Origin of the sequence: Streptomyces sp. NBC_01314, assembly GCF_041435215.1 — a bacterium.
Lineage (GTDB): Bacteria > Actinomycetota > Actinomycetes > Streptomycetales > Streptomycetaceae > Streptomyces.
The window spans coordinates 5,733,143-5,752,213 of sequence record NZ_CP108394.1 but is presented as its reverse complement, the minus strand read 5'-3'; the positions used below and the strand labels follow the sequence as shown (position 1 = coordinate 5,752,213).

The following is a 19,071-nucleotide window of genomic DNA, read 5'->3' as shown; positions in this document are numbered from 1 at the left end:
TTCGCGAAGATCGCCGGGGAGAGTCTCCCGCTGGCAGCTGCCCACGTCCCTCGACCGGGTGATGACCGGACCTTCGGCTCGCAGGGAGGGGGCACGCCTCGGCGGCGGTGTTCGTGCGATCTGGCCGGTCGAACACGGCGTCGGCGTGCGGGCCCCAGATTTACCAGAGAGATGGGTCAGGGCCTCCCAACCGGGTTCCGGGTGTGCCAGTGCCAGTGGACGGGCCCGCGCCTGCCACCGTCACGGAACGGTTCATGGGGCAGGAGGCCCCACAGGGCAGTGAGTTGCCCCCGTAGGCCCGACGGGTCACGGTCATGGCGGTCGCCACGTCCCCGGCTCCACGCCGGCGGACGCGAAGGCGCCATCCATCTCATTACGGCGCGAGCCGACGCTCGTTGGACGCCTGCGCTACTCGCTCGCCGCGCACAACAAGGCCGTACGCAAGAACCCGTTCCCACATGGAAGGAGCTCGGCGCGGCCGTCCACCGCCATCTGCACCGCTCCTTTCTCCCGTCGCAGGAGTGGTCACTGCGCAGGGCGGTCGAGTATCTGGCGAAGTCGCCCGCGGCATGCACGGCAGCAGGCGCGAGTGCACGGGGGGCGTCGGCGTAACCAACGACGGACGGCACGGCGAGGCAGAAGAGGAGGCACGAGGATGGCGAACGACGAACCGGCCGGGGCCGCGTATCGCATCGAGGATCTGGCGCATCGCAGCGGCGCCACGGTCCGGACGATCCGCGCCTACCAGGACCGCGGGCTGCTCCCCCGCCCCGAGCGGCGAGGCCGGGCGAACCTGTACGCCGACACGCATCTGACCAGACTGCGCCAGATCGCCGACCTCCTCGACCGCGGCTACACCCTGGCTTCCATCAAGGAGCTTCTGGAGGCCTGGGACACGGGCCGCGGCCTCGGCGGGGTGCTCGGCCTGGCCGCAGAGGTCGACGGGCCGTGGACCGACGAGAAGGCCGTACGGATGTCGCGGGCCGAGCTGGTCGAGCGATTCGGTGGCTCTCCGGACGAGGCGGCGGTGGCGGACGCCGTCGAGCTGGGCGTGCTGGAGCAGGTTCCCGGCGAGGAGAACCTCTTCCTGGTGCCGAGCCCTCAAGAGCTGTTCGTAGCGGCCGAGTTGCACGCGGCCGGGGTACCACTGTCCGCGATCGCCGGTCATCTACGGGAGTTGAGAGGACAGGTCGAGCACATCGCTGCCCGCTTCCTGGAGTTCACCACCGAGCACGTGTTCGCTCGCTATATAGGGCCGCACCAGGCACCGACCGAGTCCGACGCGGTCGAGGCGGCGACGCTCGTACGTCGGCTACGGCCGCTGGCCCAGCAGACGGTCGACGCCGAACTCGCCCGCGCGATGCGACTGTTCGCGACCCGGCAGTTGCGCGGGCACCTGAACTCCAAAGCCGCTGCCGAAGCCGCAGACGAGTCGTGTTCCGTGCGGATCCCGGCGTCCACAATACGAGCCGTGGAGGGACTGGTTGGTCCGGCGCGGACATCAGCCTTCATCACCGCGGCAGCCGAACGGGAGGTGCAGTCACGCACCTTGGACACTCTTACTGCAAATATGAATAAAGGTAACAAAATTGACCAATTGCCCTGAGTTGCGGGGGCGGTTGTCCACAGAATCTTCAATTCCCCTGTGGATAACCCTACTTGGCTGTGGATCAAACATCCGGATCAAAATCAAGTGCGTGACGCGGGTCTCGCCAGGCACGCTGGCGGGATGAACGAACGACGTACCGTGAGAGTGTCGAAGTACCTCTCGAAACACCTCCGACACCAGCCGGAACGCATCGGGCTCACGCTCGACGAGGGCGGCTGGGTCGGGATCGACACGCTCATCGAGGCAGCCGCCACCCACGGCTTCCGCTTCACCAGGGCGGAGCTCGACCATGTGGTCGAGGCCAACGACAAGCAGCGCTTCGCCGTCGAGGGCGACAGGATCCGCGCCAGCCAGGGCCACACCGTCGAGGTCGACCTCGGCCTTCCCCAGGCGACCCCGCCGCCGTACCTCTATCACGGGACCGTTGCGGCCTATCTGTCCGCGATCCACGACGAAGGCCTGCGCGCCATGAACCGGCACGACGTGCACCTCTCACCCGACCGCGAGACCGCCACCCGCGTCGGCGCCCGCCGCGGCCGCCCCGTCGTGCTCTCCGTGGACGCGGGTGCCATGCACCGCGACGGCCACGTCTTCCGCGTCAGCGCCAACGGTGTGTGGCTGACGGAGGCGGTTCCGCCCCAGTACCTGCGTTTCCCGGAGTCGCGCTGAGCGGGACCACCCGACGGCTGCCCTTACGCTCGATGCATGAGTCTGCGTCTGAGCACCGTGATCCTGCCGTACCTCCGCTGGCACGAGGGCGGCCGCGACATGTGGCAGCGGGCCGAGCAGCTCGGGTTCCACACCGCGTTCACGTACGACCACCTGTCGTGGCGGACCTTCCGGGACGGGCCGTGGTTCGGCGCCGTGCCCACCCTGACCGCGGCAGCCGCAGTCACCGACCGGCTTCGCCTCGGCACGCTCGTGACCTCGCCGAACTTCCGCCACCCGGTGACCCTCGCCAAGGAACTGATTTCCCTCGACGACATCTCGGGCGGCCGGATCACCCTCGGCGTCGGCGCGGGCGGCACCGGCTTCGACGCCACCGTGCTGGGCCAGGACCCGTGGACGCCGCGTGAGCGCGCCGACCGGTTCGCCGAGTTCGTCCCCCTGCTCGACCGGCTGCTCACCGAGGACTCCGTCTCGTACGAGGGCGACCACTACTCCGCACATGAGGCCCGCAACATCCCCGGCTGCGTCCAGCGCCCCCGGCTGCCCTTCGCCGTCGCCGCCACCGGTCCGCGCGGGATGCGGCTGGCCGCACGGTACGGGCAGGCGTGGGTGACCACCGGGGACCCCAAGCTGTTCGCGTCGGGCACCCCCGAACAGTCGGTTCAAGCCATTCGCGGACAGGTCGAGAGGCTGGCCGACACGGCCGCCGCGCTCGGCAGGGACACGGCCCGGCTCGACAAGATCCTCCTCACGGGCTTCACCCCGGACCGCGGTCGACCGCTGGAGTCGCTGGACGCGTTCGTGGACTTCGCGGGCCGCCACGCCGAGCTGGGCTTCACCGACATCGTGATCCACTGGCCGATCCCGGACTCTGACTTCGCCGCGGACGAGAAGGTCTTCGAGCGGATCGCCATGGAAGCACCGGCCCAGCTGGGCTGAGAGCGCCCCGGAGCGGTCGCGGTCCGGGAGAGGGCGACTGCTCGTGGAAGCACGGCACGGCCGGTTGTGACAGCGCAGGTGACGGGTGGTCCAGAGCGGTAATCACTCACCTGTGCGGGCGCCTGCACGACCGTGCACGCATATGCGCGACAATGGGGTCCGTGACCTCAGCGACGAGACAGCCCGAGACCCCGGCCCCGACCGTCCCGCTCCGGCTGATAGCCACGGACCTCGACGGCACCCTGCTCCGCGACGACAAGTCGGTCTCCCCCCGCACCGTAGCCGCCCTCGCGGCCGCCGAGAAGGCCGGCGTCGAGGTCTTCTTCGTCACCGGCCGCCCGGCCCGCTGGATGGACGTCGTCAGCGAACACGTGCACGGCCACGGCCTCGCGATCTGCGGAAACGGCGCCGCCGTGGTCGACCTGCACGGCGGCCCGGGCGCTCATCGTTTCGTCAAGGTCCGCGAGCTCGCGCGGGAGAACGCTCTCGACGCCGTACGGCTGCTGCGCGATGCCGCGCCGGGCACGGTGTACGCGGTCGAGCAGACGTACGGCTTCCATCAGGAGCCCGAGTACCCGAAGCTCCACATGGAGATCCCCGATGGCCTCGCGCCCGCCGAGAAGCTGCTGGCCCCGGGTGGTGTGGCCGACGACGAGCCGGTGCTGAAGATCCTCGCGTACCACCCCTCGATCGACCCCGACGATTTCCTCGCCACCGCCCGTATCGCCGTCGGCGACCGTGCCGCCATCACCCGCTCCAGCCCCAGCGCACTGCTGGAGATCAGCGGACCGGGCGTCTCCAAGGCCAGCACCCTCGCCCTGTGCTGCGCCGAGCGCGGTATCTCCCACGAGGAGGTCGTCGCCTTCGGCGACATGCCGAACGACGTCGAGATGCTCACCTGGGCGGGTCGGTCGTACGCCATGGGCAACGCGCATCCGGAGGTCCTGGCGGCGGCATCCGGCCGGACCGTGGCCAACAACGAGGACGGCGTGGCGGTCGTGATCGAACGGCTGCTGGCGGAACGGCTGTAGCCGGCGACCGCCGACCCACCAGCGCCGCTCCGCCCACCACCGCGGCTGCGCTCACCACCGCCGTGCTGCCCCACGGCCGCTGCTGCGCTCGTGAGCGCCGGTTCGCCCACAGCCGACCCGGTACCGGAGCGGTCGGCTACAACTCCACCCCGTGGTTCCGCAGCCACGGCACGGGGTCCACGCTCGAACCCAGCTCCGGGGTGACCCGTACCTCGAAGTGCAGGTGCGGTCCGGTGGAGTTGCCGGTGGTGCCCGACTGGCCGATCCACTGCCCCGGCGCCACCCGTTCGCCCTGGTCGACGGTGACGGCGGCGAGATGCGCGTACTGCGTGTAGTAGCCGTCCGCGTGTTCGATGACGATCTCGATGCCGAAGGCACCCCCGCACGACACCTTCACCACCCGTCCAGCCCCGACGGCCCGCACCGGCGTGCCGATCGGCACCGCGAAGTCCTGCCCGGTGTGCTGACTGGCCCAGCGTTCACCACCGCTGCCGTAGCCCGCGGAGAGTTCGTACGTGTCCACAGGCGTGACCCACGCGCTCGAGGGCCCGCCGTCCGGCTGGTCGAGCCGGACGGCTCCCCGGCAGGCACCTGCCGCAACCGCCGCGTCAGCCTGCCCCTGGAGCGTCCACTGCGCCTCCTCCAGCTTCTGCTGGATCGCCTGCTTGATCCCGGCAAGTCCGGTCTTCCACTCCTCCAGCGCCCGCCACACCGCAGCGGCCTTCCTCTCGTCCTCGGCGAGCCTCGCCTCCGCGCGGCGGTTCTTCGTCACAGCGTTGTTGACCGCCAGATCGGTCTGCCAGACAGCCCGCTGCCCCCGCATCAGCTCCTCCAGATCCTCGGCGAACAGCATCTGTGCGGTGTACGGCACCCCGCCGCCCTCGCGGTACTGGGCGCGCGCGATCCGGCCGAGGTCCGCGTTCAGCACCGCGATCTGCTTCCGCTCCCGCCCGAGCAGCTCCTCCAACCGTTTCGCCTTCGTCTTCTGCGCCACCGCCGCCCGCCGGCCCGCCTCGTACCGCTGTGTCGCCACCGCCGCTTCCTCGAACAACCGCGCCACCTGGGCGCTGGTCCCTGCCTCGTCGGACGCGCCCCGGGCTCCGCCCCCGTCGCTGTCGGCCGCCGTCGGCCGGGCCACAAGAACCGCCGAGGCGCACAGCAGCACGACGACGAACAGCGGGTGTCGGCGAGAGAAGCGCATGTCAGCGATCGTGGCCCGATCCAGCGCCACAGTCCTGTTCGAGTCGTACAGCTGGGGGACACAGTGCCCCGGACGGTCCAAGGGCGCTGGGCCGAACAGGAACCTGACCGCGGCGTGTTCGGCGCGGAGACTTGTGGGCGGGGCCGGGCCGTACTAGACGGTCCTGGTCAGAGGAGGCCACGCAGGCAGAACTTGAGGGAGCGGCACCGGAACAGGGAAAGGCGGCGAACCGAACCACCGATGCCACTCCGCGGCTGCCTGCCTCGGACCGCAGCCGACAACACGACAGCCGCCCGTCGGCAGTGGGCGGTGCGCGACAGCGGCGGCGCTCAGCGGGGGCGCCTGGCACACCACCGTCGTCCCCTCGACCGCGGCGAGGCGCTCAGACCCCGGTCAACAGTTCCCCCCGCCGCCTCCCGCTCCACCATCGCCCGCAAGGGGCCGTCGATCACGGCCAGTTCCGCATAGGTTCCGCGCTGCGCGACGCGTCCCTCCGCCAGCACGACGACCTCGTCCACGGCCTCGAGTCCGGCCAGCCGATGGGTGATCAACAGGGTCGTACGGCCCTCGGTCGCGGCCAGCAGGTCCGCGGTGAGCGCGTCGGCCGTCGGCAGGTCCAGGTGTTCCGCGGGCTCGTCGAGGACGAGGACGGGGAAGTCGGCCAGCAACGCGCGAGCGAGGGCGAGTCGCTGACGCTGGCCGCCTGACAGCCGCGCCCCGTGCTCGCCGATCAGGGTGTCCAGTCCATCGGGCAGTTCGTCGGCCCAGTCGAGCAGCCGCGCCCGAGCGAGCGCGTCCCGCAGTTCCACCTCGCCCGCGTCCTTCCGGGCGAGCAGCAGGTTCTCCCGCACCGAACTGTCGAAGAGGTGCGCGTCCTGGGCGCACAGCCCCACGAGTCGCCGTACCGTGTCCCCGTCGAGCGCGTACGCGTCCACGCCGCCCAGCGTGTACGTCCCTTCCCGCGCGTCCAGGAAGCGCAGCAGCACCTGTGCGAGCGTCGTCTTGCCGGCCCCCGAGACACCGACCACCGCGATCCTGCGCCCTTGTTCGAAGGTGAGATCCAGCCCGGCGAGCGCGTCCCGGTCCTGCCCGGCATACCGCGCGCCGAGCCCTTCGAGCCGCAGCGGGAACGGCGACCCCGGTGCCTCGGCCGCCTCCTCCGGTTCACGTACGGGGTCGGGGGCGTCCAGCACCTCGTACACGCGCTCCGCGCTCCTGGTCACCCGCTGGCGAAACTGGGCGGCCAGTGGCATTCCCAGCACCGCCTCGAACGCGGCCAACGGGGTGAGCACGACGACGGCCATGACCACACCGCTCAACCGTCCGTCGCCGACGGCCTGTGCGCCGAAGAGCGCGGTGGCGGCGACGGTGAGCCCGGAGACGAGTGCGGTGAGCCCGTCACCGAGCGCGGTGGCGGTGGCGGCTCGGGAGGCGATCCGGGTGAGCGCATGGTCGGCCTGCCGTACCTCGGCGGTACGCGCCGGCAGGGCCCCTGCGACCGTCAACTCGGCGGTGCCGGTCAGCAGGTCGGCCACGCGGGTGGCGAGCACCCCGCGGGCCGGCGCCAGCCGGTGCTCCGCCCGCCGGGCCACGGCCCCGGTCACGAGGGGCACCCCGGCCCCGGCGGCGAGCAGCCCGACGGCGAGAGCCGCGCCGGCTTCGGGCAGGAGCCAGGCGGTGAACCCGACGGAGGCGGCGGAGACGGCCACCGCGGCCCCGGCGGGCAGCAGCCAGCGCACCCAATAGTCCTGCAGGGCGTCCACATCGGCGACCAACCGTGTGAGCAGATCGCCTCGCCGGGTCGTCCGCAGTCCAGCGGGTGCCAGCCGCTCCAGGCGCCGGTAGACGGCCACCCTGGTGTCGGCCAGCATCCGCAGCACGGTGTCGTGCGACACCAGCCGCTCCGCGTACCTGAACACCGCCCGCCCAATCCCGAACGCCCGCGTCGCCGTCACCGCAACCATCAAATACAGCACCGGAGGCTGCTGCGAGGCCCGAGAGATCAGCCATCCGGAGGTCGCCATCAACCCGACGGCGCTGCCCAGCGCGAGGCTGCCCAGCAGGAGGGCGAGGGCGAGCCGACCTCTGCGCGGGCCGGCCATGTGGCGGACGCGGCCGAGTACACCTCGCCGAGAGGCGGGGGGCGTCGTGTCGGGACGAGGCACCATCCTCCCGGCCGCCTGAGTCCCGCCTCCCACACTTGCCCCAGCCCCGCCCCCTGTTCCTGTTCCTGTTCCTGCCCCAGCCGTGTCGAAGGGTGCCCGCACGGCAGCAGCCTTCTCGTCCGCCCTCGCACCGACGGCCCGCACGACCGCTGTTCCGGGAACACCGGACTCTCCCAGCGCCTCCCCTGCCTCTCGCTGGCGCGGCGCGAGCGAACCGACGGGTTCCCACGACGGAAGCACATGGGTGGGCAGCACCTCAGCCGCCCGCCCTTCCATCCGCACCACCCGGTCCGCCACCCTCAGCAGTGCCGGCCGGTGGACCACCAACAGCACGGTCCGACCCACCGCCAGCCGCCGTACCGCCTCCACGACCTCCGCCTCGGTCTCCCCGTCGAGCGAGGCCGTCGGCTCGTCCAGGAGCAACACGGGGCGGTCGGCGAGGAACGCGCGGGCGAGGGCCAACCGTTGCCGCTGCCCGGCGGAGAGCCCGGCGCCGTCCTCACCGAGGACCGTCTCGGCCCGGGCGGGCAGCGCGTCAACGAACTGAAGCGCCCCCGCGTCGCCGAGCGCCCGCCGCACCGCCGCGTCATCCGCGTCCGGACGGGCCAGCCGTACGTTCTCGGTGATCGACCCGGCGTACAGATGCGGCCGCTGCGGCACCCAGGCCACGCGCGAACGCCACTCGTCCAGGTCGAGCGAGGCGAGATCGACTCCCCCGACCCGCACCCCGCCCGCCGTCGCCTCCGTGAACCCCAACAGAACGTTCAGCAGCGTCGACTTGCCCACACCGCTCGGGCCGACGAGGGCCACGGTCTCCCCAGGGGCCACCGCGAGGGCTACGTCCGAGACCGCCTCGTACGACCGCCCTGGGTACCGGACGGTCACCCCGTCGAAGTGGATGTCACCGGCGGACGGGACGGGCTCTGTCCCTGACGCCGGCAACGGTGTCTCCAGGACCTCGAAGATCTCCTCGGCCGCCGCGAGCCCCTCGGCGGCCGCGTGGAACTGGGCGCCCACCTGCCGGACCGGCAGATAGGCCTCGGGGGCCAGCACGAGGATGACCAGCCCGATGTACAGGTCCATCTCGCCGTGCACGAGCCGCATGCCGATGGTGACCGCGACCAGCGCGACCGAGATCGTCGCGAGCAGCTCCAGCGCGAAGGACGACAGAAAGGCGATCCGCAGCGTCCGCATGGTCGCCTGCCGGTACTCGCCGGTGATCCGCTTGATCGACTCGGCCTGGGCCTTGGCCCGGCCGAACACCTTCAACGTCGGCAGCCCGGCGACGACGTCCAGGAAGTGCCCCGACAGCTGTGACAGCAGCCGCCACTGACGGTCCATCTGCGAGCGGGTCGCCCAGCCGATGAGCACCATGAAGACCGGGATCAGTGGCAGCGTGCCGACGATGATCGCGGCCGACACCCAGTCCTCGGTGACGATCCGCGCGAGTACCGCGACGGGCACGACGACGGCAAGACCCAGCTGCGGCAGATAGCGCGAGAAGTAGTCGTCGAGCGCGTCGACCCCCCGGGTGGCGAGGGCGACCAGCGAGCCGGTGCGCTGCCCGCTCAGCCAGCCGGGCCCCAGCGCGGTGGCCCGCTCCAGCAGCCGTCCCCGCAACTCCGACTTCACCGCCGCACTCGCGCGATGCGCGGCCAGCTCGGTCAGCCAGGAGACCAGGCCCCGCCCCAGCGCAACTGCCGCCAAGAGCAGCAGGGGAGTGCGGAGTTCGGCTACCGACATCCCGTATTCGAAGGCGCCGACCACCACTTCGGCGATGAGCATGGCCTGCGCGATGACGAGCGCGGCTCCGACGACACCCAGTCCGACGACCACCATCAGAAAGAGGCGGGTAGCGCGGGCGTACCGCAGCAGTCGTGGGTCGATCGGTTTCACGTGAAACACCCTCTTCTCAGCAGGCATGTTTCACGTGAAACATGCCTCTTCGGCCTGAGGAAGCTCGCTTGACGATGTTTCACGTGAAACATCATGAAACATGCCTCCTCACCGGGACTCAGTGAGCCGACTCGGCGATGTGCTGTGTACCGATCCGCTTGCGGAACACCCAGTACGTCCACCCCTGATAGAGCATCACGACCGGCGTGGCGATGGCCGCACACCACGTCATGATCTTCAGGGTGTACGGGCTGGACGAGGCGTTGGTGACCGTGAGGCTCCAGTCCTCGTTCAGCGAGGAGGGCATGACGTTCGGGAAGAGCGTGAGGAAGAGCATCGCGACGGCAGCCACGATGGTGACCCCCGACAGGGCGAACGCCCAGCCCTCGCGCCCCGCTCGCACCGCCGCCAATGCCGTCACGAGCGCGGCGACCGCCACGACCGCCGCGACCAGCGACATGCCGTCACCCTTTTCGATCTGGGTCCAGAGCAGGAAGAGCAGCGCCAGTCCGGCCGTCACGGCCCCGACGCGCAGCGCCAGCTTCCGCGCCCGCTCCCGGATGTCCCCAACGGTCTTGAGACCGACGAACACCGTCCCGTGGAAGGTGAACAGCGTCAGCGTGACCAGGCCGCCCAACAGGGCGTAGGGGTTGAGCAGGTCGGCGAGGGTGCCCACGTACTCGAAGTCGCGGTCGATCTTGACACCGCGCACGATGTTCGCGAAGGCCACGCCCCACAGAAACGCGGGGAGCAGCGAGGTCCAGAAGATCGCCGTCTCCCAGTTGCGCTGCCAGTTCTCCTCGGGCCGCTTCACCCGGTACTCGAAGGCGACACCTCGGACGATCAGGCAGACCAGGATGAGCAGCAGCGGCAGGTAGAAGCCGGAGAAGAGCGTGGCGTACCACTCGGGGAAGGCGGCGAAGGTCGCTCCGCCCGCCGACAGCAGCCACACCTCGTTGCCGTCCCAGACAGGCCCGATGGTGTTGATGAGGACCCGCTTCTCCGGACGGTTCCTGGCCAGCAGCTTGGTGAGGACACCGACCCCGAAGTCGAAGCCCTCCAGGAAGAAGTAGCCGATCCAGAGGACGGCGATGAGGATGAACCAGACGTCGTGAAGTTCCATGACTGTGCTCCCTTGGCCCGGTGCGGCCTAGTACGAGAAGGCCATCGGCTTGTCGGCGTCACGGGAGTCGCCGCCGATCTTCGTGGGCGGGTTGAGGTCGGCCTCCGTCAGCTCGGGCGGCCCCGCCTTGACGTACTTCACGAGCAGCTTGACCTCGACGACGGCGAGGATGGCGTACAGCGCGGTGAAGACGATCATCGAGGTGAGGATCTCGCCCTGGGAGACACCGGGGGAGACCGCGTCCTCGGTGCGCAGCACGCCGTAGACCACCCACGGCTGGCGGCCCATCTCGGTGAAGATCCAGCCCCAGGAACTGGCGATCAGCGGGAAACCCAGGGTCAGGACCGCGATGCGCCAGTACCACTTGGTGAGGGTCGGGCCCAGCGCCTTCTTCGGCAGCAGTACGAGATGCGGCACCTCGTCGTCGCCGACCCGGAGGTGCTGTGGCAGCAGGAACTTCTTGCGGGTGAGCCAGAGTCCGACGGCGCCGATGGCGACGGACGCCATGCCGAAGCCGATCATCCAGCGGAACCCCCAGTAGGCGACGGGGATGTTGGGCCGGTAGTCGCCGGGACCGTACTTCGCCTGCTCGGCCTTGTTGACGTCGTTAATGCCGGGGACGTACGAGTCGAAGTCGTCGTTGGCGAGGAAGGACAGCAGACCGGGGACCTCGATGGCGACCTTGTTGTGGCCCTTGTCGACGTCGCCGTAGGCGAAGACGGAGAAGGGCGCGGGCGCCTCGCCGTCCCAGAGGGCCTCGGCGGCGGCCATCTTCATCGGCTGCTGCTTGAACATGACCTTGCCGAGCAGGTCGCCGCTGATCGCGGTGAGCAGGCCGGCGATCACCACGGTGACCAGGCCGAGTCGCAGCGAGGTCTTCATCACCGGGATGTGCTTCTTGCGTGCCAGATGGAAGGCGGCGATGCCGACCATGAAGGCGCCACCGGCGAGGAAGGCGGCCGACAGGGTGTGGAAGACCTGGGTGAGCGCGGTGTTCTGGGTCAGGACGAGCCAGAAGTCGGTGAGCTCGGCCCTGCCCTTGGCTTCGTTGATCCGATAGCCGACGGGGTGCTGCATCCAGGAGTTGGCCGCGAGGATGAAGTACGCCGACAGGATCGTGCCGATGGAGACCATCCAGATGCAGGCCAGATGGATCTTCTGCGGAAGCTTGTCCCAGCCGAAGATCCACAGTCCGATGAAGGTGGACTCGAAGAAGAAGGCGATCAGCGCCTCGAAGGCGAGTGGGGCCCCGAAGACATCACCGACGAAGCGGGAGTAGTCGGACCAGTTCATGCCGAACTGGAACTCCTGCACGATGCCGGTGACGACACCCATCGCGATGTTGATCAGGAACAGCTTGCCCCAGAACTTGGTGGCCTTGAGGTACTTCTCCTTCCCCGAGCGCACCCACGCGGTCTGCAGGCCGGCGGTGAGCGCGGCGAGCGAGATCGTGAGCGGGACGAAGAGGAAGTGGTAGACGGTCGTGATTCCGAACTGCCAGCGCGCCAGGGTCTCCGGCGCCAGGGCGAGGTCCACGTCTTCTCCTTACATGCCGTGGCACTGCGGCAGCCTGTCCCGCCTGTCGCGCACATCTCAGGACAACCGGGACGCGCTTGTGAACGCGTTCACATTCACAAGCAAGTATGACGCATGCCCGTTCGAGACAGGAGCGGGGGGTCCAAAAAAGCAAGGGGTCCGGAGAAAATCTCCGAACCCCTTGGTCAGCAGCCCTTCGAAGCTCTCTAGAGCTCCTTGCGGAACGTCTCCGTCACCTTGAGGAAGATGTCGTTCGCCTCGGTCTCGCCGATCGTCACGCGCACGCCCTCGCCGGGGAACGGCCGCACGACGACACCGGCCTGTTCACAGGCACCGGCGAACTCGACCGTGCGCTCCCCCAGCCGCAACCACACGAAGTTCGCCTGGGTCTCCGGTACCGTCCAGCCCTGACCGCGTAGGGTCTCGACGACCCGGTTCCGCTCACAGACCAGCGAGCCGACCCGGCCGAGGAGCTCGTCCTCCGCGCGCAACGAGGCGACCGCGGCGTCCTGTGCGAGCTGGCTCACACCGAACGGCACGGCGGTCTTGCGCAGGGCGGCCGCCACCGGTTCATGAGCGATCGCGAAGCCCACCCTGAGTCCCGCGAGGCCGTACGCCTTGGAGAAAGTGCGCAGCACACAGACGTTCGGCCGCTCGCGGTAGAACTCGACGCCGTCCGGCACCTCGACATCCCGCACGAATTCCCGGTACGCCTCGTCCAGCACCACCAGCACATCACCGGGCACCCGGTCGAGGAACCGTTCCAGCGCGGCCCGGCGGACCACCGTCCCCGTCGGGTTGTTCGGGTTGCAGACGAAAATCAGCCGGGTCCTTTCGGTGATCGCGTCCGCCATCGCGTCCAGGTCGTGCACATCGCCCGGCGTCAACGGCACCTTCACGGACGTGGCCCCGCTGACCTGCGTGATGATCGGGTACGCCTCGAACGACCGCCAGGCGTAGATCACCTCGTCGCCGGGGCCCGAGGTGGCCTGCAGCAGCTGCTGGGCGACGCCGACCGAGCCGGTGCCCGTGGCCAGGTCCGTGACCGGCACCCCGAAGCGGTCCGCGAGCTCGCTCATCAGCCCCGTGCACGCCATGTCCGGATACCGGTTGAAGGACGCGGCCGACGCCGTCACGCTCTCCAGCACACCGGGCAGCGGCGGATAGGGGTTCTCGTTGGAGGACAGCTTGTACGCCACCGGGCCGCCCGCCGCGGCCGGCTTGCCGGGCTTGTAGGTGGGAATACCCTCCAGCTCGGCTCGCAGCTTGGGGCTCGTCTCGCTCACCGCAGTCCTCCTCGTCGACGTAATGCTTCTCACCTTATGAGGATTCGGCGCCCCTGCGAATGGCCTGTGGACAACCGCGTCCACCCGTGACCACACCTCTGCCGTCCCACCCACCTCACGGGCATCAGCGCACGAAGGGGTACGAACCAGGGGGCGCGCCGCTTGCGGGCTCACGCGCCGGTGGCTCACGCCGTGGCGCGCATCACCCGTGCAGGTGAGTTGAGACCTCTTCGAAACATCAGCTACTTGGCAGGCCCATGCGCGTCGACAAGTCACGTACTAGCATTAAATCGTTCAACTCCCTTGCATTGCAAGGAAATTGGCCCTTGCTGACCATGCAAAAACGTGCCTGTCAACGAGTGCATATGCGTCCGCACTACCCCACCGCATGAGCCCTACTATCGGCTCGCCATGACAGCAGCAGGGAAGCACCAGGTGAGCCGCGCGGAAACTCCCCGCAGAGGCAGCCGGTCGGGCCGGGCGGGCATCCGGGACGTAGCCGCCGCCGCCGGAGTCTCCATCACGACCGTTTCCGACGCCCTCAACGGCAAGGGTCGGCTCCCGGACGCCACCCGACGCCATGTACGCGAGGTCGCCGACCGACTTGGCTACCGCCCCTCGGCGGCGGCCCGAACCCTCAGAACCGGCAAGTCCGGCCTCATCGGCCTGACCGTGACCACCTACGGGGATGAACCTTTCACCTTCACCGAGTTCGCGTACTTCGCGGAAATGGCGCGGGCCGCCACCTCGGCCGCGCTGGCCCGGGGCTACGCCCTGGTCATCCTCCCCGCGACCTCGCGGCACGACGTGTGGTCGAACGTCGCCCTGGACGGCACCGTGGTCATCGACCCCTCCGACCACGACCCGGTCGTCAGCGAACTGGTCCGCCAGGGCTTACCGGTGGTCTCCGACGGCCGCCCGGCCGGCTCGCTGCCGGTCACCGCATGGGTCGACAACGACCACGAGGCCGCCGTCCTCGGCATCCTCGACCACCTGGCCGGCGCGGGCGCCCGCCGGATCGGACTCCTCACGGGCACGACGACGGACACGTACACGCGTCTCTCCACCACCGCATACCTGCGTTGGTGCGAGCGCGTGGGCCAGGATCCGGTGTACGAGGCCTATCCCGCGCACGATCCGTGCGCAGGCGCCCTCGCCGCCGACCGGCTGCTGGCCCGGCCGGACCGCCCGGACGCGGTCTACGGCCTCTTCGACCCGAACGGCACCGATCTGCTGGCCGCCGCCCGGCGGTACGGTCTGCGCGTCCCCGAGGACCTGCTGCTCGTCTGCTGCAGCGAGTCCACCGTGTACGCGACCACCGAGCCGCCGATCACCACGCTCTCGCTCAAGCCGCGCCGGATCGGCACGGCCGTGGTCCAGCTCCTCATCGACGCCATCGAGGGGGTCGAATCGGACCAACCGGTCGAGCAGGTGATACCGACGGAGCTGATCGTGCGGACCTCGTCCGAGCGGCGTTCACCGCGTACGACGGTCAGTCCGCCACGATCACCTGAAGAGGGTTGACGTCCGAACTGAGGATCCGAACGGGAATTGGGTGGGGAGAGCCCCGCCCAATTCGGGAGAAAACCGCGGTGAACTGGGGCCCTGCGCCATTTCACCACCCCTGGGTCATCACATGGCGCGATCCGCATTCCTATGATGGGCGCACACACCGCGGGCCGCTGCGACCAGGCAGTCCGATGCGGTGCAGACGCGGGCGATGGTGGTGGAGGGGTCGATGACTCAGGGGGCCGGTCAGGGACCCGAGGTGCGGACGCCGACGGTGCGCGATTTCCGCGTGCCCGCGTACGTCCACGAGGCCGGTCCGTACGGACACACCACGGACCCCGGTGAGGCCTCCAGGCCCGCCGAGGAACCCGAGGGCTACCCGGAGGGGTACACCCCGACCCAGCGGGACCTGCCGGTGATCAACCGGGGCGACACACTTCAGGTCGTGATCGACCCGGAGGCCGCGGCGGCCGAGCAGTCCTCCGCCCGACCGGGGCCGCTCTTCGTCGTCGGGGACGTCCACGGTTACCTCGACGAGCTCCTCACCGCACTCCGTGAGAAGGGCCTCGTCGACGACGCGGGCAACTGGTCGGCGGGCACCGCCCGGCTCTGGTTCCTCGGTGACTTCACCGACCGGGGTCCGGACGGCATCGGTGTCATCGACCTCGTGATGCGGCTGTCCGCCGAGGCGGCCGCCGCCGGCGGCTACTGCAAGGCCCTCATGGGCAACCACGAGCTGCTGCTGCTCGGCGCCAAGCGGTTCGGCGACACCCCCGTCAACTCCGGCGCGGGCACCGCCACCTTCCAGGCCGCCTGGCTCCTCAACGGCGGCCAGAAGACCGACATGGACCGCCTCCAGGACCACCACCTCCAGTGGATGGCCCGCCTGGATGCCATGGAGGAGGTCGACGGCCACCTCCTGGTGCACTCCGACACCACCGCCTACCGCGACTACGGCGACTCCATCGAGGCGGTCAACGACACCGTCCGCGAAACGATCACACGCAACGACGCGGACGAGGTCTGGGACCTCTTCCGCAAGTTCACCCGGCGCTTCTCCTTCCGCGACGAGGGCGGCGCCGATGCCGTGCGCTCGCTGCTGGAGACCTATGGCGGCACCCGCATCGTCCATGGCCACAGCCCCATTCCGTACCTCCTGGGCGAGGTCGGCTCGGAGGAAGGCGAGGACGGCACGGGCCCCTCGGTCAACGGCCCGTACACCTATGCGGAAGGTTTGGCCGTCGCCATGGACGGCGGCGTGACCATGGCCGGAAAGCTGCTGGTCCAGGAACTTCCCCTGCGTAACTGAGCCCTCAACGGGCAGGCGTCACCGTCGGAAGACTTCGCTGGCCAGGGGCCAATTTATTCAAACCCCCTGTCACGGCCTGCCGTCACCGCTCTACCATCGGCTTTATCCGTAGCAGGCTCCCCTCCGTTTCTGCCCGACGGCTCGTCAGCATGCCGAGTCACAAGCCCTACGGAGCATCGGGGGATGCACATGAACAGCGTTCCGCAGCACCTGCTCAGTGAGGACCGCCAGGAGTACGAGCGGATCCTCGGCGAGGTGCTGCGCTCCGCACCACACCGCCCGGAATTCGCCGCCGGCCTCCAGCGGCTCAACCCCGAACAGCTGCGCACCATGGCCCTCAACGCCACAGCGATCATCACGGCCGCCGCAGCGACCGAATACCAGTACTACGTAAAGGTCCGCGACGAATTCCGCAGCCCGTCGCCGGCCACCGCACCCGCCCACGAGGGGACGGCGTCCGGCTCCAGCGAACCGGACGGCACCGCCGTCGGACTCGCGGCCTCCGTGGGCGAGTTCACCGAGGCGGCCGGCGCGGGTGCCGGTGCCATCGCCGCGGTGCTCGCCCCCGTCCTCGCCGGAACCGCCGCCGTGCTCTTCCTGCTCGTGGGCTACGTCATGAAGGTGCTCGACCCCGAGCGGGCGATCGCCGAGACCCTTCTCACCACTGGTTGGGTCTTCGGCGCGGTCACCGCGGCGGCGATCCTGGTGGCCGCGGTCGGCCTCCTCCTGACCGCCCTGCGCAACAACGCCACCGCCCTCCTGGACGACGGGGTCCGCAACGAGCTGAACGAGGAGGTGACCCGGGCCAGGGAAGCCTGGCGCGAAACCCTCCTGGAGCGCGGCATCCTGCCGTTCCTCCGCGAGGCCCTCGCCAACCCGGGCCCGGCGTTGCTGAGCGAGCCGGACCGGCCGGCCCCGCCCAGCCGCATGCCGCACCTCGGCTACAACCGCCCGAGCTTCAGCAGCAACCCGGACAGCGGCAGCTCACGCTCCCGCCCCAGCTACAGCAGTCCGGACTTCTCCAGCCCGGACTTCGGCGGGCCGGAACACCAGCCCGAGTGACGCCAGGGTTCCGGCCGCCGCCCGGAACCCACAGGGCTGAGACGGCCACCCGGGACGCCCCGGGACCGGCCCCACGGCACCGCCCACCCGCGGCAGCGGGCTCTCCCGGCAACTGGCCGGAAGAGCGCCGCTCGTCGCGCGGACAGCGGCAGCCGCGACCGCACCACGTCCACCACCCTCGCCACCAACGCGTCTCGGTCCGCCATCGGCAGACCACCTGCCCGAGATGGCCCGGAAGCATCTGATCAAAGGATGCCCGCCTGGCCGGCGGCAGCCACCCAGCTCGGGAATTCGGACAGGAGCCGGTCGTACAGCTCCTGGTCGGGGATTGCGCCGATGTCGTCCACAGCGAAAAATCCGACATTGTCGACGCGACGGCCAGGCAGGGTGTCGAAGCGTTCCAGCACTCCGTAGTCGGATCGCCCCAGTCCCACGAACTGCCAGAAGATCGGCTCCTCGACAGCATCCCGCAGCTCTTGCTCGATCAGGTCGTTGCGATGGATACCGCCGTCGGAAAAGAACAGCACGAAAGTGGGGTCAGCGGCGGGATTTTCCCGGACGTATGTGCGGACTTGGGCGATCGCCTTCTGTTCTTCGTTCTGGATGCCAACCATCCGCATATCGACCTGGCCGGCTTGCAGTCCTTTGCCTGGCTTCTTGCTGCGGCGGAAGAGGCTGATCTGTCCCACCCGGACGTGCAGTCGCAGCCATTCGGGAAGGTCCCCGAGTCGCAGGTCGGGCAATCGTGCCGCATTCGAAGCGAACGTCCAGGCTTGCATATGACCGTCATCGTCCAGCTGCGCGGCGACCGCCGCCATGCGCTCCACGACATCGGCGACGACGCCCTTGGAGTAGAGGAGGGACATGGATCCGGAGGCGTCCAGAACCAGAACGACCCGCGCGGTGATGCCGGCCGCTCCATGCTTTCTGAGGCTGACCGCCACCTGCTCCTTGCGCAGCGACAGACGCTTGCGCATGTCGACGGGCAGCTGTTCCTCGTCCTTGCTGAGCCGCGGGCCGACCGGTGCCGCGGCTGGGGCGGGCGGTGCGGCTGGGACAGGCAGTGCGGCTGGGACAGGCGGTGCGGGGACACAGGTCGAGGGGAACGCTGACGGGTCCGAGGGCGCATCGTCAACGGTGATGCCGAAATCGGAGGCCAGTCCAGCGAGCCCGGAGGCATAACCCTGACCGACTGCGCGGAACTTCCACTGCCCCGCCCGTAGATACAGCTCGCCGCCGATGAACGCGGTCTCCGTCCCAGCCTCCATGTGAAACCGCGCGATCTCGGTCTGTGTCGCGGCGTCCAGCAGCCTCAGGGTCAGCCCAGGCACCTGCCCGAACGTTCCGCCATCGGCCGACGCACACAGCACGACCCGCTCGACAGTGGGCTCGAGCGAGTGCAGATCCACCTCGACCGTGTCGGTCAGAACACCACCGGCACTCCGCTTTCCCAGGTGGACCACAGCATTCGAAGCATGCTGCGGCTGGTTGTAGAAGACGAAGTCACCGTCGTCGCGAACACGTCCGACACCGGTGAGCAGCAACGCCGAGGCGTCGACATCGGGTGTGCCGACTCCTCCGGACCACGTCAGTTCAACGCGCACCGTGGGAAATTCGACGGGAAGGTTGGCGCCCTTGCTCAGTGCTCTCGCTGTCATGGGGGCAGTCTGCCCGCCGAGAGAGCGGGAGGGCAGACCTGCTGAGGTCTTCAAGGGTGCGATGCCCCGAAGCACCAA

At 69.4% G+C, this 19,071-nt stretch carries 13 protein-coding genes; 7 read left to right on the top strand and 6 right to left on the bottom strand.

Annotated features, from left to right (window positions below):
* Nucleotides 1–655 precede the first annotated feature (655 nt).
* From OG622_RS25205 to OG622_RS25190, 4 genes are all read left to right on the top strand, one after another.
* Nucleotides 656–1,606, top strand: coding sequence for a MerR family transcriptional regulator (locus tag OG622_RS25205; protein ID WP_371578899.1), 951 nt, complete (start codon nucleotides 656–658; stop codon nucleotides 1,604–1,606).
* A 123-nt stretch (nucleotides 1,607–1,729) separates the two neighbouring features.
* Nucleotides 1,730–2,278 carry an RNA 2'-phosphotransferase gene (locus tag OG622_RS25200; RefSeq protein ID WP_371578898.1) on the top strand — a complete coding sequence of 183 codons (549 nt, stop codon included), beginning with the start codon at nucleotides 1,730–1,732 and terminating at the stop codon, nucleotides 2,276–2,278.
* Nucleotides 2,279–2,314: 36 nt separating this feature from the next.
* Nucleotides 2,315–3,217, top strand: coding sequence for an LLM class flavin-dependent oxidoreductase (locus OG622_RS25195; protein ID WP_371578897.1), 903 nt, complete (start codon nucleotides 2,315–2,317; stop codon nucleotides 3,215–3,217).
* 161 nt (nucleotides 3,218–3,378) lie between these two features.
* The gene (locus tag OG622_RS25190; RefSeq protein ID WP_371578896.1) at nucleotides 3,379–4,248 is read left to right on the top strand and encodes an HAD family hydrolase; all 870 of its coding nucleotides are present in this window, start codon (nucleotides 3,379–3,381) and stop codon (nucleotides 4,246–4,248) included.
* Between the two features lie 136 nt (nucleotides 4,249–4,384).
* On the opposite strand, the gene OG622_RS25185 is transcribed toward OG622_RS25190, so the two are convergent.
* From OG622_RS25185 to hisC, 5 genes are all read right to left on the bottom strand, one after another.
* A complete protein-coding gene (locus tag OG622_RS25185) occupies nucleotides 4,385–5,449 on the bottom strand; it encodes a peptidoglycan DD-metalloendopeptidase family protein (protein ID WP_371578895.1) in 1,065 nt (354 codons plus the stop codon).
* A gap of 329 nt (nucleotides 5,450–5,778) precedes the next feature.
* Complete coding sequence (cydD, locus tag OG622_RS25180) at nucleotides 5,779–9,519, bottom strand: thiol reductant ABC exporter subunit CydD (protein ID WP_371584207.1); 3,741 nt, start codon at nucleotides 9,517–9,519, stop codon at nucleotides 5,779–5,781.
* Between the two features lie 109 nt (nucleotides 9,520–9,628).
* Nucleotides 9,629–10,633 carry a cytochrome d ubiquinol oxidase subunit II gene (gene cydB, locus OG622_RS25175; protein WP_371578894.1) on the bottom strand — a complete coding sequence of 335 codons (1,005 nt, stop codon included), beginning with the start codon at nucleotides 10,631–10,633 and terminating at the stop codon, nucleotides 9,629–9,631.
* A 27-nt stretch (nucleotides 10,634–10,660) separates the two neighbouring features.
* The gene (locus tag OG622_RS25170) at nucleotides 10,661–12,169 is read right to left on the bottom strand and encodes a cytochrome ubiquinol oxidase subunit I (RefSeq protein ID WP_371578893.1); all 1,509 of its coding nucleotides are present in this window, start codon (nucleotides 12,167–12,169) and stop codon (nucleotides 10,661–10,663) included.
* A 206-nt stretch (nucleotides 12,170–12,375) separates the two neighbouring features.
* A complete protein-coding gene (hisC, locus tag OG622_RS25165; protein ID WP_371578892.1) occupies nucleotides 12,376–13,455 on the bottom strand; it encodes a histidinol-phosphate transaminase in 1,080 nt (359 codons plus the stop codon).
* A 411-nt stretch (nucleotides 13,456–13,866) separates the two neighbouring features.
* Between hisC and OG622_RS25160 the strand changes: the two genes are divergently transcribed.
* From OG622_RS25160 to OG622_RS25150, 3 genes are all read left to right on the top strand, one after another.
* Nucleotides 13,867–14,979: a LacI family DNA-binding transcriptional regulator gene (locus tag OG622_RS25160; protein ID WP_371578891.1), complete on the top strand. Its 1,113-nt coding sequence runs from the start codon at nucleotides 13,867–13,869 to the stop codon at nucleotides 14,977–14,979.
* 199 nt (nucleotides 14,980–15,178) lie between these two features.
* Complete coding sequence (locus OG622_RS25155) at nucleotides 15,179–16,273, top strand: metallophosphoesterase (RefSeq protein ID WP_371584206.1); 1,095 nt, start codon at nucleotides 15,179–15,181, stop codon at nucleotides 16,271–16,273.
* Between the two features lie 183 nt (nucleotides 16,274–16,456).
* The gene (locus OG622_RS25150) at nucleotides 16,457–17,335 is read left to right on the top strand and encodes a hypothetical protein (protein ID WP_371578890.1); all 879 of its coding nucleotides are present in this window, start codon (nucleotides 16,457–16,459) and stop codon (nucleotides 17,333–17,335) included.
* A gap of 245 nt (nucleotides 17,336–17,580) precedes the next feature.
* Here the strand turns inward: OG622_RS25150 and OG622_RS25145 are convergent, their stop codons facing one another.
* Nucleotides 17,581–18,993, bottom strand: coding sequence for a VWA domain-containing protein (locus OG622_RS25145; protein ID WP_371578889.1), 1,413 nt, complete (start codon nucleotides 18,991–18,993; stop codon nucleotides 17,581–17,583).
* Nucleotides 18,994–19,071: the final 78 nt, after the last annotated feature.

Bases quoted from the DNA above. Each gene is read 5' to 3' on its own strand.
- OG622_RS25195 (WP_371578897.1), top strand. From the start codon at position 2,315: ATGAGTCTGCGTCTGAGCACCGTGATCCTGCCGTACCTCCGCTGGCAC.
- OG622_RS25150 (WP_371578890.1), top strand. From the start codon at position 16,457: ATGCACATGAACAGCGTTCCGCAGCACCTGCTCAGTGAGGACCGCCAG.
- OG622_RS25160 (WP_371578891.1), top strand. From the start codon at position 13,867: ATGACAGCAGCAGGGAAGCACCAGGTGAGCCGCGCGGAAACTCCCCGC.
- cydB (WP_371578894.1), bottom strand. From the start codon at position 10,633: ATGGAACTTCACGACGTCTGGTTCATCCTCATCGCCGTCCTCTGGATC.
- OG622_RS25200 (WP_371578898.1), top strand. From the start codon at position 1,730: ATGAACGAACGACGTACCGTGAGAGTGTCGAAGTACCTCTCGAAACAC.
- OG622_RS25185 (WP_371578895.1), bottom strand. From the start codon at position 5,449: ATGCGCTTCTCTCGCCGACACCCGCTGTTCGTCGTCGTGCTGCTGTGC.
- OG622_RS25205 (WP_371578899.1), top strand. From the start codon at position 656: ATGGCGAACGACGAACCGGCCGGGGCCGCGTATCGCATCGAGGATCTG.
- OG622_RS25145 (WP_371578889.1), bottom strand. From the start codon at position 18,993: ATGACAGCGAGAGCACTGAGCAAGGGCGCCAACCTTCCCGTCGAATTT.